Here is a 13,970-nt window from a genome sequence, read left to right as displayed (position 1 = left end):
GCCCTCGTGGGACGGGCGCACGCTGGCCTATGGCGTGTCCGCCGGCGGCTCGGAGGATGCGTCGCTGCACCTGATGGACATCGCCAGCGGCCGTTCGCTGCGCGAGCCGGTGCCGCGCGTGCACTGGGAATGGGTCAGCTGGACGCCGGACAGCCGCCGCCTGGCCTTCACGCAGAACCGCGAACTGCCGGCGGGCGCACCGGAGACCGAGACCTACCTCGATGCGTCCGTGATGCTGATCGACCTGGCCCGGCCGAAGGCGTTGCCGCGGCCGATCTTCGGGCCGCTGGTCGATGCCTCGCTGAAGCTGGAACGCATCGACGTCGGCTCGGTGTTCTTCTCGCCCGGCAGCCGCTGGATGATCGCGCGCACCACCGACACCACGGTGCCCGAGGGCAAGCTGTTCGTCGCGCCGCTGGCAACGCTGGGCCAGCGCAGCATCCCCTGGCGGCAGATCAGCAGCGCTGCCGACAAGCTGACCGATGCGCAACTGCGCGGCGACACCCTCTACCTGCGCACCTACGCCGGTGCGCCGCGCAGCCGTGTGCTCGCGCTCGACCTGAAGCAGCCCGAGCTGTCGCGGGCGCGCGAGGTGGTGGCCGAGCCGACACAAGGTGTGCTGCGCGAGTTCGCGCTCGGCCGCGATGCGATCTACACGGAGGTATCGCAAGGCTTCAACACGCGCGTGATGCGCCACGCCGCGGGCACGCCGCGCGACGGCGCCGACGTCGCGCCGTCCAGCGCCGGCTCGACCTTCCTCGTCGAGGACGCCGGCCGCGCCTACCGCCAGCCCTGGGTGACCACCAGCACCTGGACCGACCCGCCGCGTGTGCTGGCGGTGAAAGCCGATGGCAGCGTCCGCGACACCGGCCTGCGCAAGAGCCAGCGCCCGCCCGGCATGCCGGAACTGGCGGTCTCCGAGGTGCTGGTGACCAGCCACGACGGCGCGCGCGTGCCGCTGGCGGTGATCCACAAGCAAGGCCTGGTGCGCGACGGCAGCAACCCGACGCTGCTGATCGGCTACGGTGCCTACGGTTTCAGCTTCGAGGCCTGGTTCGACCCGCGCAGCGTCGCCTGGCTGGAGCGCGGCGGCGTGATCGCCTTCGCCAACGTGCGCGGCAGCGGCGCCTACGGCGACCCCTGGTACCGCGCCGGCTTCAAGACCACCAAGCCGAACACCTGGAAGGACGGCATCGCCTGCGCGCGCTGGCTGATCGAGCAGCGCTACGCCTCGCCGGCCACGCTGGGCATCTGGGGCACCAGCGCCGGCGGCATCTTCGTCGGCCGCGCGGTGACCACGGCGCCGGAGCTGTTCGCCGCCGCGGTGTTCGATGTCGGCGTGCTCGATGCCATCCGATCGGAGGAGTCGGCCAACGGCATCACCAACATCTCCGAGTTCGGCACGGTGAAGGACCCGGCCGAGTTCGCCGCGCTGCTGGAGATGAGCACCTACCACCAGATCAGGGACGGCACGGCCTACCCGGCGGTGATGCTGATCCACGGCATCAACGATCCGCGCGTGGACGTGTGGCACAGCGCCAAGGCGGCGGCGCGGTTGCAGCAGGCCACGAGCAGCGGCAAGCCGGTGTTCATGCGCATCGACATGCAGGCCGGCCACGGCGTGGGCAGCACGGCGCAGCAGGCCTACAGCCAGCTGGCCGACGTCTACGCCTTCCTGCTCTGGCGCTCCGGCAAGCTGAGCACGAAGCCCTGACGCACCCGTGTCGCTGACCCTGCTCGACGCCGCGCTGCGCGGCATGCTGCTGGCGCTGCTGGTGCTGGTCGCCGCGGTGCTGTGGCGTGACCGGCGTCGCTCGCCGGCGGCGCTGGCCGGCGTCGCGCTGGCGCTCGGGCAGGTCGTGCAGACCATAGGCGCCACGCCCTGGGTCGAGGCCACGTTGCCCTTCCTCTGGCAGGCGCCGCTGATCGCGGTGTCGGTCGCCAACGTCGTGCTGTTCTGGATCTTCGTGCGCGCGCTGTTCGACGATGCGTTCGAGCCGCGGCCGGTCCATGCGCTGGCCTGGGGCGGCGTGGCGCTGCTCAGCCTGGCCAACTGCACGCTGGCGGTGACGCAGGGCGCCTGGGCGCTGCGCGAGGTCACGGTCGGCCTGCAGCGCGCGGTGCCGCTGCTCTTCGCGGTGCTGGCGGCGCAGGCCGCAGCGCAGCACTGGCGTGCCGACCTGGTCGAGCAACGCCGCCGCCTGCGCCTGTTCATCGTGGTCACCGGCGTGAGCTACACCGTGGCGATGCTGGCGGCGCGTTTGGCCTCGCCGAGCGGCCGGCTGCCGCCACTGCTGGCCCTGGTGGATGTGTCGGCGATGCTGGCCATGATCGCGGTGATCGCCTGGCAACTGCTGCGCCTGGGGCCGTCCGAACTGTTCCCGCTGGCCGCGCCGGCGGTGGCCGCCGCAGAGCCGGAACCGGCCGCGCCAGCCGGCCCCGATCCGGCCGAGGAGCGCCTCGCGCAGGCGCTGGAGCGCACGATGGCGCAGGAGCGCGCCTACCGCGACGAAGGCCTGAGCGTGTCCACGCTGGCCGCGCGCCTGGCCGTGCCCGAGTACCGCCTGCGCCGGCTGATCAACCAGCGCCTCGGCCACCGCAACTTCAACGCCTTCGTCAACGGCTACCGGCTCGCCGAGGCGAGTAGCGCGCTGGCCGATCCGCAGCGGCGCGAGCTGCCGGTGCTGAGCATCGCGCTGGAGGCCGGCTTCCAGTCGATCGGGCCCTTCAATCGCGCCTTCAAGGCCGCCACCGGCCTCACGCCGACCGAATTCCGCCGCGAAAAGCTGGCCGATTCCTGAAATCGGCCAGGCATTGTTGCTTTCGGCGAGACGAATCGCCGCGCGCCGACGATCGTTGCGCTCACCGGGGGCCGTTGCCCTCGACGAGGAGCGACGAGATGAGGAAGACGATGGGGTGGATGGCCGGCGCGACGATCGCGGCCAGCCTGCTGCTGGCCGCCTGCGGCGATGCCCGCGCCGCGATGGGCATGACGCAGATCGCGGCGAGCGAGGAACTCGGCCCGGTGACGGTCTACTACCCGAGCAGCAGCCCGTCGCGGCCGTCCGGCCCGACGGGCTGGCAGCTCGACGTGGCGGAGAACGGCCTGCCGGTGCGCGGCAACGGCCGCCTGGTGCTGATCTCGCACGGCACGGGCGCCTCGACCTGGCCCTATGCCGACCAGGCGCGTGCGCTGGTCGAGGCCGGCTTCGTCGTCGCCGCGCCGCTGCACCGCGCCGACAACTACCTCGACCGCAGCGACGCACCGGGCGCCTTGTCGCGCCGGCCGGCGGAGCTGTCGCGCACCATCGATGCGCTGGCCGCCGATGCGCGCTTCGCGCCGCTGCTGACGCTCGACCGTGTCGGCGTGTTCGGCATGTCCGCCGGCGGCCACACCGCGCTGACCGTGGCCGGCGGCCGCTGGTCGACGGCCAACTTCCGCCGCCACTGCGACGAGAACCTGGTCGCCGACTTCCAGTTCTGCACCGGCACCATCACGACGCTGAGCGGCGGCTGGTTCGACAGCGTCAAGCTCTGGCTGGCGCGCACCATCATCGGCCTGCGCTTCACCGACGAGACGATGCGGGGCCACGAGGATCCGCGCATCGCCGCCGTCGTCGCCGCGGTGCCGGCGGCGGCGATCCACGACGCGACCTCGCTGGCCACGCCGCGGGTGCCGCTCGGTCTGGTCACCGCCGCGCAGGACCGCTGGCTGCTGCCGCGCTTCCATTCCGACCGCGTGCTGAAGGCCTGCACGGGCTGCGAGCACATCGCCGACCTGCCCACCGGCGGGCACGGTGCCTACCTGTCGCCGCTGCCGCCGGTGTTCGACGGCGTGCTCGGCGAGATGATGAACGACCCGCCCGGCTTCGATCGCGCGCGCGAACTGCCGCCGGTGCACGCCAAGGTGGCCGACTTCTTCGTGCGACACCTGCTGCGATGAAGTGCAGGGCCGCGGTGCGATCATCGCGGCCTTGTCCACAGCGGAGCGGCCATGGCCAGCGTCCTTCTCACCGGCGGCAGTGGCTTCCTCGGCGGCCACCTGCTGCGCGAACTGCGCGCGGCCGGCTGCGAGGTGCGTGCGCTGTCACGTCGTGCCGAGAGCGATGCCACGTTGAGCGCCGCCGGGGCCGTGCCGGTGCGCGCAGATCTGGCCGACGCCGCCTCGCTCGAACGAGCGCTGGCCGGCTGCGAGGCGGTCTTCCATGCCGCCGCCGACACCAGCGTCTGGAAGCCGCAGGCGATGGCGCAGACGGCCACCAACGTCGGCGGCACGATCACGCTGCTGCGCGCCGCCGAGTCTGCGCGGGTGCGCGCCTTCGTGCACACCTCGTCGGTGTCGGCCTTCTCGCACCTGGTGCACGACAGCTTGAACGAATCGGTGCCGCAGCGCGGCGCGCAGAGCTGGATCAACTACGAGCGAACCAAACACCTCGGCGAGCAGGCGGTGCGAGGTTCAGCGCTGCCGTGGATCGTCTTCAACCCAGCGCACATCCTCGGCCCCGGTGACCGGCACAACTGGTCGCGGCTGATCGCGATGGTCGACCGCGAGAAGCTGCCGGGCATCCCGCCGGGCAGCGGCGCCTTCGCCGACGTGCGCGAGGTTGCCGCCGCGCAGGTGCGCGCGTGGCAGCAGCAGCGTTTCGGTCAGGCCTATCTGCTGGGCGGCGAGCACGCGAGCCTCGTCGACTTCGTGCACCGCGTCGGCGCGATGCTCGGCCGGCGCACGCCGGCGCGTGCCACGCCGGCCTGGGCGCTGATGGCCTATGCGCGGGTGCTCGACGGCTGGTCGCGGCTGAGCGGCCGCGAGCCGGCCGTCACGCCCGAGGGCGCGACGCTGACCTGCCACCGCCTGCAGGTCGACTCGTCCAGGGCGAGGCGCGAACTCGGCTACCGCGAGACGCCGCTGGAGGCTCTGCTCGCCGACACGCTGGCATGGATGGCCGGCGAAGGCATGCTCGTGTCGCGGCCCGCCTGAGCGGCGGCGAGGCCGCGCCGGCTTTGCTGCGCGCGGGAATATTCATCGCCGTGACAACGTCTACGGGGAGACCGACCTTCATCGATCCACACCCAGGAGAACCCATGGCTCGCGCTTCTTTCCGCCACGTTGTCGCACTGTCCGTACTGTCCGCCGCACTCGCTGCCGGCTGCGCCTCGATGGGCGCGAGCGAGCCGGCGAAGACGATGGACGGTGTCCTGGTCGGCCCCAACGGCATGACGCTCTACACCTTCGACCGCGACACCGCGGGCAGCGGCAAGAGCGTCTGCAACGGCCCTTGCGCCACCAACTGGCCGCCGCTGATGGCAGCGGCCGGCGCGACGGTCTCGGGCGACTGGAGCATCGTGACCCGTGACGACGGCGGCCGCCAGTGGGCCTACAAGGGCAAGCCGGTCTACTACTGGGTGAAGGACCAGAAGGCCGGGGATCGCACCGGCGACGGCTTCAACAGCGTCTGGCGCCTGGCGCGACCCTGAACGGAACACGCTCAACCGGCCGCCAGCCACTCGCGGATCTGCGCCTGCACGCGCGGCTCCGACAGCCCGGTACGCGGGTCGCACAGGATCAGCTCGGGTGGTGGCGGGTCACCGAACGACGCCGGCGAGTCGTCGAGGATGCGGAACGACGACACCGTCGGGTGACGCGCCAGCCAGGCCTGGATGCACGCGTAGCGCTCGCCCAGCGGCGTGCAGCCGAGGTAGCGGCTGCCGAGGTCGCCGAGCAGGTCGCCGATCTCGGCGGCCGAGTGGCTGAAGCGCCAGTTCGAGTGCACCACCACGTAGACGTCGTCGTAGGGGGCGAGCAGCGTCGGCAGGATGTCGAACCAGCAGAACACGTCGAGCCGAACACCGGCGCTGACCGAGCCGCGGTGCACGGCGCGTGCCTCGTCGTCCGTCGAGCAGGGGTGGGTGACGCCGCCGAAATCGAGAAACAGGATGCGCATGGGAGTTCGAGCCTCGTTCGCGTTAGGCTAGGGAATGCCGGCAGCGCTGTCCATGCGCTGCGCCAAACTTGGCTGCACCGACCGCGCTCATGGACGACTCATCGCAGATCCTCATTCCCGACGCCTTCGCCGCGCTGTACCGCTCGCCGCGCACCGGCCGCCTGACGCTGCCGCGCGACGAACTGGCCGCGCGCCACGAGTTCTGCGAGGACCTCGCGCAGGCGATGGTCGAGCCGGCCCGTGCGATGCTGTTCCGCCACGGCATCGCCGAGGACGAAGTGCTGCGCCGCTGCCACCTCGGCCTGATCGGCGAGGGTTCGGGCGTGCGTGCCGACGAGGCTTTCTGGGTGGCCTGCCGGCTGGCCGAGCTGCTGGAGTGGTCACAGCCTGAAACGCCGGCGGTGGGGTGATCGGCCGGGTCGCGCACAATTGGTGGCGCCGCACAGTTGGGTGGCCATGCTGTCGTGACAAACCGAGGAACCCCATGAAGACCTACCAGGCCGTCAGAGCCGAGATCGCCAAGCTCGAGAAACAAGCCGAGGAACTGCGGCGCCAGGAACTCAAGACCATCATCGCGCAGGTGCGTCAGGTCATTGCCGACTACGGCCTCAGCGCGGCCGACGTCGGCCTCGCAGGCGGCCGCACCCGCGCCGTGGCGCGCAAGGCGCCGGCCCGGGCCAGCCGCAGCAGCGGTGTCGCCAAGTACCGCGACCCGAAGAGCGGCCAGACCTGGACCGGCCACGGCCGCCCGCCGGCCTGGATCGCCGGCGCCAAGGATCGCGACGCCTTCCTGATCGATGCGCCGGCGGCACAACCGGCATCGAAGAAGGTTCGCGTGGCCAAGGCTGCCAAGCCGGCCCGGCCGGCCAAGACGCCGAAGGTCGCCGCGAAGAAGCGCGCCGCGAAGCCTGCCACGCGTGGCCGCAAGGGGCGGGCAGCGAAGACGCCGGCGGTCGAGATCGAGTCCGGCGTCGCTGTGCAGTAGGTCCATCGGCTTCAGAAGGCGCGCCGCACACGCGCCATCAGGTCGATGGACGGCAGGGCGGCGCCCGCCGTCTCGGCGGCCAGGGTCGACGCCGGCACGACACGGTCGAAGTGGCGCTGCGCCAGGTCTTCCGGAATGAAGCGCGTCAGCGAGCCATACAGGTGGCGATCGCCGCCGGCTGACTGCTGCGTGATGTGGAAGCGCTGCGGCACCCACAGCGTCAGGTGGTGTTTCGCCCGTGTCATGCCGACGTAGAGCAGGCGGCGTTCCTCCTCGATCTCGTCGGCATGGCCGGTGGCCAGGTCGGCCGGCATGCAGCCGTCGACCGCGTTGAGGATGTGCACTGCGCTCCACTCCTGGCCCTTGGCCGAGTGCAGCGTCGACAGGATCAGGTAGTCCTCGTCGCGGTGTGGTTCGTCGGCGGCGTCGCTGGTCGCCTCGGGTGGGTCCAGCGTCAGCTCGGCGAGGAAGCGCTCGCGGCTCGGGTACTGCGCAGCCAGCCGTTCGAGCTGGGCCAGGTCGGCACGGCGGATTGTCGCGTCCTCGTGCAGCCGCTCGAGATGCGGCTCGTACCAGCGCCGCGCCTGCGCGATGGCCGCGGGCCAGCCGGCCTCGCGCAGCGCCTCGTGCGCGGCCAGCCAGCCGCGCCAGTCGGCCGCTGCGGCGGCCGGCGGCTTGAAGGTGTGCAGCGCCTGCAGCGGATCGTCGGCCGCGGCGATGGCATCGAGCAGGCGCCGCGCCGAGGCCGCGCCCAGGCCCGGGATCATCTGCACGACGCGATATCCCGCCAGCCGCCCGCGCGGGTTCTGCACCCAGCGCAGCACCGAGAGCAGGTCTTTCACGTGGGCCGCCTCGAGGAAGCGCAGCCCGCCGAACTTGACGAAGGGGATGCCGCGGCGCGTCAGTTCCAGTTCCAGTGCCGCGCTGTGGTGGCCGGTGCGAAACAGCACCGCCTGGCGCTTCAGCGCCAGGCCACCCTCGCGCAGCAGCAGCACCTCGTCGGCCACGCCGCGCGCCTGCGCCATCTCGTCGGCCACGCTGACCAGCCGCGGCCGCGGCCCCTCGCGCGGGCTGTGCAGGTCCTTCGGATGGCGCTCGGTGGCCAGCGCGATGACGGCGTTGGAAGCGGCCAGGATGGCCTGCGTCGAGCGGTAGTTGTGCGTCAGCGTGACCACCTCGGCGGACGGCTCGAACTGCGCCGGGAAGTCGAGGATGTTGCGCACGTCGGCGGCGCGGAAGGAGTAGATCGACTGCGCGTCGTCACCGACGACGGTGAGGCCGCGGCCGTCGGGCTTCAGCGCCTTCAGGATGGCCGATTGCAGGCGGTTGGTATCCTGGTACTCGTCGACCAGCACCTGCTCGAAGCGTGCGCCGATGGCATGGGCGAGCGCCGGCTCCTCCAACATCTGCTGCCAGTACAGCAGCAGGTCGTCGTAGTCGAGCACCTGCTGTTGCTGCTTGGCGTCGATGTAGGCGGCGAACAGTTGCTTCAGCGCCGGCTCGTGACCACGGCACCAGGGGAAGACCTGCTGCACTACCGCGTCGACACCGAGCTGCGCGTTGACCACGCGCGAGTAGATCGCCAGGCAGGTGCCCTTGAGCGGGAAGCGCTGGCCGCCGCTGCCGAGTTCGAGCTGCTGGCGCACGATGCCCATCAGGTCTTCGGCGTCACCGCGGTCGAGCAGCGTGAACTGCGGCGACAGCCCGATCGACGCCGCATGCTCGCGCAGCAGTCGCGCGCCCACCGCGTGGAAGGTGCCGGCCCAGGGCAGGGTGGGCGCAGCCTGCGTCGCGCGAAAGCCGAGCGCCGCATGCAGCAGGCGGCCGGCACGGTGCGCCAGTTCCTGCGCGGCGCGGCGCGAGAAGGTCAGCAGCAGCAGGCGGTTCGGGTCGGCGCCGTCGAGGACCAGCCGGGCGACGCGCGCGGCCAGCGTCATCGTCTTGCCCGTGCCCGCGCCGGCGATCACCAGCAGCGGGCCGCTGCCATGTGCCACTGCGCCGCGCTGCTCGTCGTTGAGCGCGGCAAAGAGATCGGCGGGCAGGGTGGCGGCGGTCATGGCGAAGCGGGATGCGAGGGTACTGTATACGTATCCAGGTCGCCGTTCGGAGTGGCCGCAGTGGCACCGGTGTGGAGTGGGCCGTGGAAGAATCGGCAAGCCATGGCTCTCGTCTACTCCACCGACGGCGGGCGCACCTGCCCGCAATGCCGCCAGCCGCTGTCCGGCTGCCTGTGCGCTGCACGGGCGCGCGAGGCGCTGCGCGGCGACGGCCGCGTGCGCGTCAGCCGCGAGAGCAAGGGCCGCGGCGGCAAAACGGTGACGCTGGTGCGTGGCCTCGCCCTCGACGACGAGGCGCTGGCCGCGCTCGGCAAGCGGCTGCGCACCGCCTGCGGCGCCGGGGGTGCGCTGAAGGACGGCGTGCTCGAGATCCAGGGCGACCATGTCGAGCGGGTGATCGAACTGCTGGTCAGGGAAGGCCACGCGGCGCGACGCGCCGGCGGCTGAGAGGCAAGGGTGCTGCGATGACGGACCTGCAGCGCCGACGCGCCGTGCAGATGCTGGCCGCATCGTTGCCGCTGGCTCTGCACGGTGGCGTGATGGCGCAGGCGGCCACGGTGGCCACCAGGCCGATCCCGTCCTCCGGCGAGCGCATCCCGGTGGTCGGCCTGGGCAGCTGGATCACCTTCAACGTCGGCAACGATGCAGTCGCCCGCGACGCCTGCGCCGAGGTGATGCGCGCCTTCTTCGAGTCCGGCGGGCGGCTGATCGACTCGTCGCCGATGTACGGCTCGTCGCAGCCGGTGATCGGCCACGGCCTGGCGAAGCTGGGTGGCAAGGCACCGGTGTTTTCGGCCGACAAGGTGTGGATCGGCGCGGGCACCAAGGGGCCCGCGCAGATCGAGGCGTCGCGGCGCTTCTGGGGCGTGCCGCGCTTCGACCTGCTGCAGGTGCACAACCTGCTGGCCTGGGAGCAGCACCTGCCGACGCTGTTTGCCATGAAGGCGGCCGGGCGGCTGCGCTACGTCGGCATCAGCACCTCGGAAGGGCGGCGCCACGACGAGATCGAGAAGCTGATGCGCAGCCAGCCGATCGACGTGGTGCAGCTCAGCTACAACCCGCTCGACCGCGAGGCGGAACGGCGCCTGCTGCCGCTGGCGCAGGAGCGCGGCATCGCCGTGATCGCCAACCGGCCGTTCCGCGAAGGGGCGCTGCTTCGCGCGCTGCAGCGCCACCCGCTGCCCGGCTTCGCCGCCGAGCTGGGCTGCGATGGCTGGGCGCAACTGGTGCTGAAGTTCATCGTCTCGCACCCGGCAGTGAGCTGCGCGATCCCGGCCACCAGCAGCGTTGCGCATGTGCGCCAGAACCTCGGCGCGGCGCGCGGGACCATGCCCGATGCCGCGCTGCGTGCGCGCATCGCGGCGCATGTCGCGGCGCTGTAGCCTCCGGCGCGGCCAGGGGTGCTCGCCATGACCGAGTGGTGGACCTACCGCCTGTCCGACTTCCTGTTGTTCTCCCCGCGCACCTACTTCCGCCTGTTCGAGCTGTACCACCAGGCCCTGTGGCCCTGGCAGCTGCCGGTGGCGCTGGGCTGGGTCGTGCTGTGCGTGGCGTGGTGGCGGCGCGCCACGTGGGCGCCGCGCGCCTGGCTGCTCGCGCTGTCGCTCGCCTGGGCCTGGGTGGCCTGGGCCTTTCACGCCGAGCGCTATGCGGCGATCAACTGGGCGGCGAACTGGTTCGCTGCGGCATTCGCGGCCCAGGCCGCATTGCTGGCCGGCGCGAGCTGGAAGGTGCGACGGATCGACAACCCGCCTGCCGCCGGCCCGATCCTGCTGGGCACCGCTGCGCTGATCATGCCCGCGCTGCTGCCGGCTTTCGGCCGCCACTGGATGGAAACCGAGAGTTTCGGATTGACCCCGGATGCAACGGTGCTCGGTACCCTCGGTACGTTACTGATGTTTGCGCCCGCTTACCGTGCGACCTCTGTGATCTGGTGGGCGATTCCGCTAACGTGGTGCCTGGTCAGTGGTGCGACGCTGTGGGCGATGGACATGCCGTGGGCTCCGGTGTTGCCGGCAGCCTGCATCTGGGCGGTGCTCCACGCTTGGCGCGGATCAATCAAATGTGCATACTGAACTTGTCAAGCCGTCGCAGCATCCGATCCGGAGACTCCCATGCCCACCGAAGAACACGCGTCCACCCTGTGGCGCGTCAGCAGTTTCGACGAGCTCCACGAGCGGTCGATGCAGGGCTCGGACCGGCCGACGATACTGTCGAGCACGCTGATGGCCGAACTGGCTTCGCTGGAGCGCCGTAGCGAGGAGTCCGATGCGCTCGAGGTGCTTGCCGCCTGTGTTCGCCTGCAGGAGCCGGCACTGGTCTATCTGCGCTTCGCCGAACTGGTCTGGCCGATGACGGTGTTCCCGGCGCAGATGATCTACCACTCGCCGCGCCCGCTGACCGAGGCGCCAGAGCGCTCGCTGGGTCGTGTCACGGCGATGAGCGTCGAGCCGCCGAACGTGCGCCCGCCCGGCCACCCGATGAGCGACCGTGTCGCGGCCGACGAGCAGTACTACTCGCTGGCGCCGGCACTGTGGCGGCTGGCGTTGCACGGGCCGCGCGGCAAGCTGCTGCAGGAGATCGGCGGCACGGCGGCCTATCGTGTGCTGCGCAATCCGCGCGTCGACGACCTGCCGTTGCCGGGCGCGCTGACGCCGGCGGCCGACCGGCTGCGCCGCGAGGCGGCTTCGCTCAAGCAGATCGCCGAATGGCCCGGCATGAGCGCCGAGCGCGGCGCACGCCTGCTCAATGCGCTCTACCTCGGCTCGAACCTGATGGTCTCGCGCAGCGCGGCGGCGGCCCGGCCCGAACCGAAGCGCGGCCTGTTCGCCTGGCTGGGACGCTGACGCGCGTGCACCGCAGCCCGCGGCGGCGGGCAGAATGGGCCTGTCCCGACTTCCGCAGGCCCGGACCGTGAGCAGCACACATTCCCCCGGCAGCCCCGCCTGGAAGCACGACGGCGTGCGCGTCGTGCCTGGCGACAGGCTCGACCCCAACACCGCACAGACGCCCGGCATGGACCGCAAGGCGGCGATCAACTTCGCGCGCGTCGGCGCCCAGAAGCTGTGGGCCGGCACGGTGCACATCCATCCGAATGCGAAGACCGGCGCCCACCACCACGGGCCGCTGGAGAGCGTGATCTACATCGTCAAGGGCCGGGCGCGCATGCGCTGGGGCGAGCGGCTCGAGTTCACCGCCGAAGCCGGCCCGGGAGACTTCATCTACGTGCCGCCCTTCGTGCCGCACCAGGAGATCAACGCCAGCCCGACCGAGGTGCTCGAGTGCGTGCTGGTGCGCAGCGACGGCGAGGCGGTGGCGGTCAACCTCGATATCGCGCCGGCCGAGCCGCCGGAGAACGTGCGCTGGGTGGATCCGACGCACCCGGGCTGAGCGAGCTTGTGCGCCGTCAAGCCGCGCATGCACTGCGCGCGCGATGCTTGCGCCATGAAGCGCCTGCTTGCCGCCCTGATCGTCTTCCTTGCCGCGGCCGCCCAGGCCGCGCCCGCCGCCGGCTCGCCCTCGCGCGGCGAACTGCTCTACGGCACCCACTGCATCGCCTGCCACAACTCGCAGATGCACTGGCGCGACAAGCGCCTCGCCAGTGACTGGCCCAAGCTGCTCGCCCAGGTGCGGCACTGGCAGGGCGTGGCGCAGCTCGGGTGGAGCGAGGACGACATCCTGGACGTGGCGCGCCATCTCAACGATCGCATCTACCGTCATCCGGTCAGCGGCGACAAGGCAACGTCCATGCGCGAATCGTCATCGCTTCGTCACCTCGGCTTCACGGCTGCGTCACTCCATCGCCCGACCATGACGGGCAAAGATGGAGGATCCGATGCGGGAACTGCCCCTGCCCACGCTGCCCTTGTCCGACCTGATCGCGCCCTCGGCGGCGCCCCGGAGGTCACTTCACCCGGCCTCACGCGCCAGCGAGCCGTCGCGCTTCGACGTGGCTTGGGCGCGTGACGAGGGCGATGTTCGCGCCGCGCAGCGCCTGAGGTATGCGGTCTTCGTCGAGGAGATGGGCGCGCGGCTGGCCCCGCCCGGCGGCGCCCCGGCCGGCCATGACATCGACGTCTTCGACGACTTCTGCGAGCACCTGCTGGTGCGCGCACCGGCCTCCGACGACGGCGAGCCCGGCATGGTGATCGGCACCTACCGCGTGCTGACACCGGCGGCGGCGCGGCGTGTTGGCGGCCTGTACAGCGAAACCGAGTTCGACCTGACGCGGCTGCGCCCGCTGCGTGCGCGCATGGTCGAGCTCGGCCGCTCCTGCGTCCACCCCGACTGGCGCTCCGGTGGTGTGATCCTCGCGCTGTGGGGCGCGCTCGGCGAGTTCATGGCGCGCAACGGGCTCGAGACGATGATCGGCTGCGCCAGCGTCGGCATGCGTGACGGTGGCCATGTCGCGGCCAGCCTGTGGGAGCAGTTGCGTCGCACCCACCTCGCGTCGATCGAGTGGCGGGTGCGGCCGCGCCTGGCACTGCCGGTGGAGGAACTGCGCAGCGACTTGGCCGTAGAGCCGCCGCCCCTGATCAAAGGCTACCTGCGCTGTGGTGCGACGCTGCTCGGCGCACCGGCCTGGGACCCCGACTTCGGCACCGCCGACCTGCCGCTGATGATGCGCATCGGCGACCTGCCGGCGCGCTACCGGCGGCATTTTCTCGCTGCTTGATGCACGGTCCGCGCCCGAACATCCGCGTGCGGGCGTGTCCTCGGCTTCCGTTCGCGGCCCTGAGCTGAAGTCTGTGTGTGTCTGCTTCGTGCCTTCTATGAGCGTCGCGGCAGGCGCTGCCCGCTGGTGGCTCATTCGGCGGCGGTCGACGCTGCGCGTCGACTCCACTGCGATGCTCGCGCCGGGGTCGTGCCGCAGAACTCACTTCGCGACCTGCGGTCGCTGCGTTCAGACAACCGCGGCAAGTCAGTCGACGAAGCGCGCTGACGCGCGCCGACCCCGGCGCTGCGCTTCTCGTCGCCGCCCAAATC

Annotated in this window: 17 protein-coding genes; 14 read left to right on the top strand and 3 right to left on the bottom strand. The window is 71.4% G+C overall.

The window, feature by feature from the left end:
* The 5 genes from AAG801_RS33550 to AAG801_RS33530 form a co-directional block, all read left to right on the top strand.
* A partial coding sequence (locus tag AAG801_RS33550) for a prolyl oligopeptidase family serine peptidase (RefSeq protein ID WP_341892302.1) occupies window positions 1–1,714 on the top strand: 1,714 nt, incomplete at its 5' end.
* Between the two features lie 7 nt (window positions 1,715–1,721).
* Complete coding sequence (locus tag AAG801_RS33545; protein WP_341892301.1) at window positions 1,722–2,801, top strand: helix-turn-helix domain-containing protein; 1,080 nt, start codon at window positions 1,722–1,724, stop codon at window positions 2,799–2,801.
* Window positions 2,802–2,899: 98 nt separating this feature from the next.
* Window positions 2,900–3,943: a dienelactone hydrolase gene (locus AAG801_RS33540; protein ID WP_341892300.1), complete on the top strand. Its 1,044-nt coding sequence runs from the start codon at window positions 2,900–2,902 to the stop codon at window positions 3,941–3,943.
* 51 nt (window positions 3,944–3,994) lie between these two features.
* Entirely contained in the window at window positions 3,995–4,978 is a 984-nt protein-coding gene (locus tag AAG801_RS33535) for an NAD-dependent epimerase/dehydratase family protein (RefSeq protein WP_341892299.1), read from the top strand.
* Window positions 4,979–5,082: 104 nt separating this feature from the next.
* Entirely contained in the window at window positions 5,083–5,475 is a 393-nt protein-coding gene (locus tag AAG801_RS33530; RefSeq protein WP_341892298.1) for a hypothetical protein, read from the top strand.
* Between the two features lie 11 nt (window positions 5,476–5,486).
* Here the strand turns inward: AAG801_RS33530 and AAG801_RS33525 are convergent, their stop codons facing one another.
* Window positions 5,487–5,942, bottom strand: coding sequence for an HAD domain-containing protein (locus tag AAG801_RS33525; protein WP_341892297.1), 456 nt, complete (start codon window positions 5,940–5,942; stop codon window positions 5,487–5,489).
* Window positions 5,943–6,031: 89 nt separating this feature from the next.
* On the opposite strand from AAG801_RS33525, the gene AAG801_RS33520 reads away from it, so the two are divergent.
* Both AAG801_RS33520 and AAG801_RS33515 read left to right on the top strand, forming a co-directional pair.
* Window positions 6,032–6,352: a hypothetical protein gene (locus tag AAG801_RS33520; protein ID WP_341892296.1), complete on the top strand. Its 321-nt coding sequence runs from the start codon at window positions 6,032–6,034 to the stop codon at window positions 6,350–6,352.
* A gap of 74 nt (window positions 6,353–6,426) precedes the next feature.
* Complete coding sequence (locus AAG801_RS33515) at window positions 6,427–6,927, top strand: H-NS histone family protein (RefSeq protein ID WP_341892295.1); 501 nt, start codon at window positions 6,427–6,429, stop codon at window positions 6,925–6,927.
* Window positions 6,928–6,938: 11 nt separating this feature from the next.
* Here AAG801_RS33515 and AAG801_RS33510 read toward each other — a convergent pair whose 3' ends face one another.
* The gene (locus AAG801_RS33510) at window positions 6,939–8,984 is read right to left on the bottom strand and encodes an ATP-dependent helicase (RefSeq protein WP_341892294.1); all 2,046 of its coding nucleotides are present in this window, start codon (window positions 8,982–8,984) and stop codon (window positions 6,939–6,941) included.
* Between the two features lie 102 nt (window positions 8,985–9,086).
* On the opposite strand from AAG801_RS33510, the gene AAG801_RS33505 reads away from it, so the two are divergent.
* The 7 genes from AAG801_RS33505 to AAG801_RS33475 all read left to right on the top strand — a co-directional run bounded on the left by AAG801_RS33505 (window position 9,087) and on the right by AAG801_RS33475 (window position 13,659).
* A complete protein-coding gene (locus AAG801_RS33505) occupies window positions 9,087–9,431 on the top strand; it encodes a translation initiation factor Sui1 (RefSeq protein WP_341892293.1) in 345 nt (114 codons plus the stop codon).
* A gap of 17 nt (window positions 9,432–9,448) precedes the next feature.
* Window positions 9,449–10,366, top strand: a complete 918-nt coding sequence (locus tag AAG801_RS33500) for an aldo/keto reductase (protein WP_341892292.1) — start codon at window positions 9,449–9,451, stop codon at window positions 10,364–10,366.
* A gap of 27 nt (window positions 10,367–10,393) precedes the next feature.
* Window positions 10,394–11,059, top strand: a complete 666-nt coding sequence (locus AAG801_RS33495) for a hypothetical protein (protein ID WP_341892291.1) — start codon at window positions 10,394–10,396, stop codon at window positions 11,057–11,059.
* Between the two features lie 39 nt (window positions 11,060–11,098).
* Window positions 11,099–11,830 carry a hypothetical protein gene (locus tag AAG801_RS33490; protein ID WP_341892290.1) on the top strand — a complete coding sequence of 244 codons (732 nt, stop codon included), beginning with the start codon at window positions 11,099–11,101 and terminating at the stop codon, window positions 11,828–11,830.
* A gap of 67 nt (window positions 11,831–11,897) precedes the next feature.
* Complete coding sequence (locus tag AAG801_RS33485) at window positions 11,898–12,374, top strand: cupin domain-containing protein (protein WP_341892289.1); 477 nt, start codon at window positions 11,898–11,900, stop codon at window positions 12,372–12,374.
* Between the two features lie 54 nt (window positions 12,375–12,428).
* Window positions 12,429–12,950, top strand: a complete 522-nt coding sequence (locus tag AAG801_RS33480; RefSeq protein WP_341892288.1) for a hypothetical protein — start codon at window positions 12,429–12,431, stop codon at window positions 12,948–12,950.
* Window positions 12,850–13,659 (top strand): GNAT family N-acyltransferase, encoded by an 810-nt coding sequence (locus tag AAG801_RS33475; protein ID WP_341892303.1) that lies wholly within the window; start codon window positions 12,850–12,852, stop codon window positions 13,657–13,659. Before AAG801_RS33480 ends, AAG801_RS33475 begins: the two co-directional genes overlap by 101 nt.
* A 131-nt stretch (window positions 13,660–13,790) precedes the next feature.
* Here AAG801_RS33475 and AAG801_RS33470 read toward each other — a convergent pair.
* On the bottom strand, window positions 13,791–13,970 hold a 180-nt coding region (locus AAG801_RS33470), incomplete at its 5' end, for a hypothetical protein (RefSeq protein ID WP_341892287.1).

This window comes from Variovorax sp. YR752 (genome assembly GCF_943372545.1).
Note: the sequence above shows the minus strand (reverse complement) of the source record. Positions and strands in the feature narration are given on the sequence as shown.

Excerpts from the sequence above, each read along its gene's own strand:
- AAG801_RS33525 (WP_341892297.1), bottom strand. The coding sequence starts at position 5,942 with ATGCGCATCCTGTTTCTCGATTTCGGCGGCGTCACCCACCCCTGCTCG.
- AAG801_RS33515 (WP_341892295.1), top strand. The coding sequence starts at position 6,427 with ATGAAGACCTACCAGGCCGTCAGAGCCGAGATCGCCAAGCTCGAGAAA.
- AAG801_RS33480 (WP_341892288.1), top strand. The coding sequence starts at position 12,429 with ATGAAGCGCCTGCTTGCCGCCCTGATCGTCTTCCTTGCCGCGGCCGCC.
- AAG801_RS33530 (WP_341892298.1), top strand. The coding sequence starts at position 5,083 with ATGGCTCGCGCTTCTTTCCGCCACGTTGTCGCACTGTCCGTACTGTCC.
- AAG801_RS33520 (WP_341892296.1), top strand. The coding sequence starts at position 6,032 with ATGGACGACTCATCGCAGATCCTCATTCCCGACGCCTTCGCCGCGCTG.
- AAG801_RS33490 (WP_341892290.1), top strand. The coding sequence starts at position 11,099 with ATGCCCACCGAAGAACACGCGTCCACCCTGTGGCGCGTCAGCAGTTTC.
- AAG801_RS33540 (WP_341892300.1), top strand. The coding sequence starts at position 2,900 with ATGAGGAAGACGATGGGGTGGATGGCCGGCGCGACGATCGCGGCCAGC.
- AAG801_RS33535 (WP_341892299.1), top strand. The coding sequence starts at position 3,995 with ATGGCCAGCGTCCTTCTCACCGGCGGCAGTGGCTTCCTCGGCGGCCAC.
- AAG801_RS33500 (WP_341892292.1), top strand. The coding sequence starts at position 9,449 with ATGACGGACCTGCAGCGCCGACGCGCCGTGCAGATGCTGGCCGCATCG.
- AAG801_RS33510 (WP_341892294.1), bottom strand. The coding sequence starts at position 8,984 with ATGACCGCCGCCACCCTGCCCGCCGATCTCTTTGCCGCGCTCAACGAC.
- AAG801_RS33495 (WP_341892291.1), top strand. The coding sequence starts at position 10,394 with ATGACCGAGTGGTGGACCTACCGCCTGTCCGACTTCCTGTTGTTCTCC.
- AAG801_RS33505 (WP_341892293.1), top strand. The coding sequence starts at position 9,087 with ATGGCTCTCGTCTACTCCACCGACGGCGGGCGCACCTGCCCGCAATGC.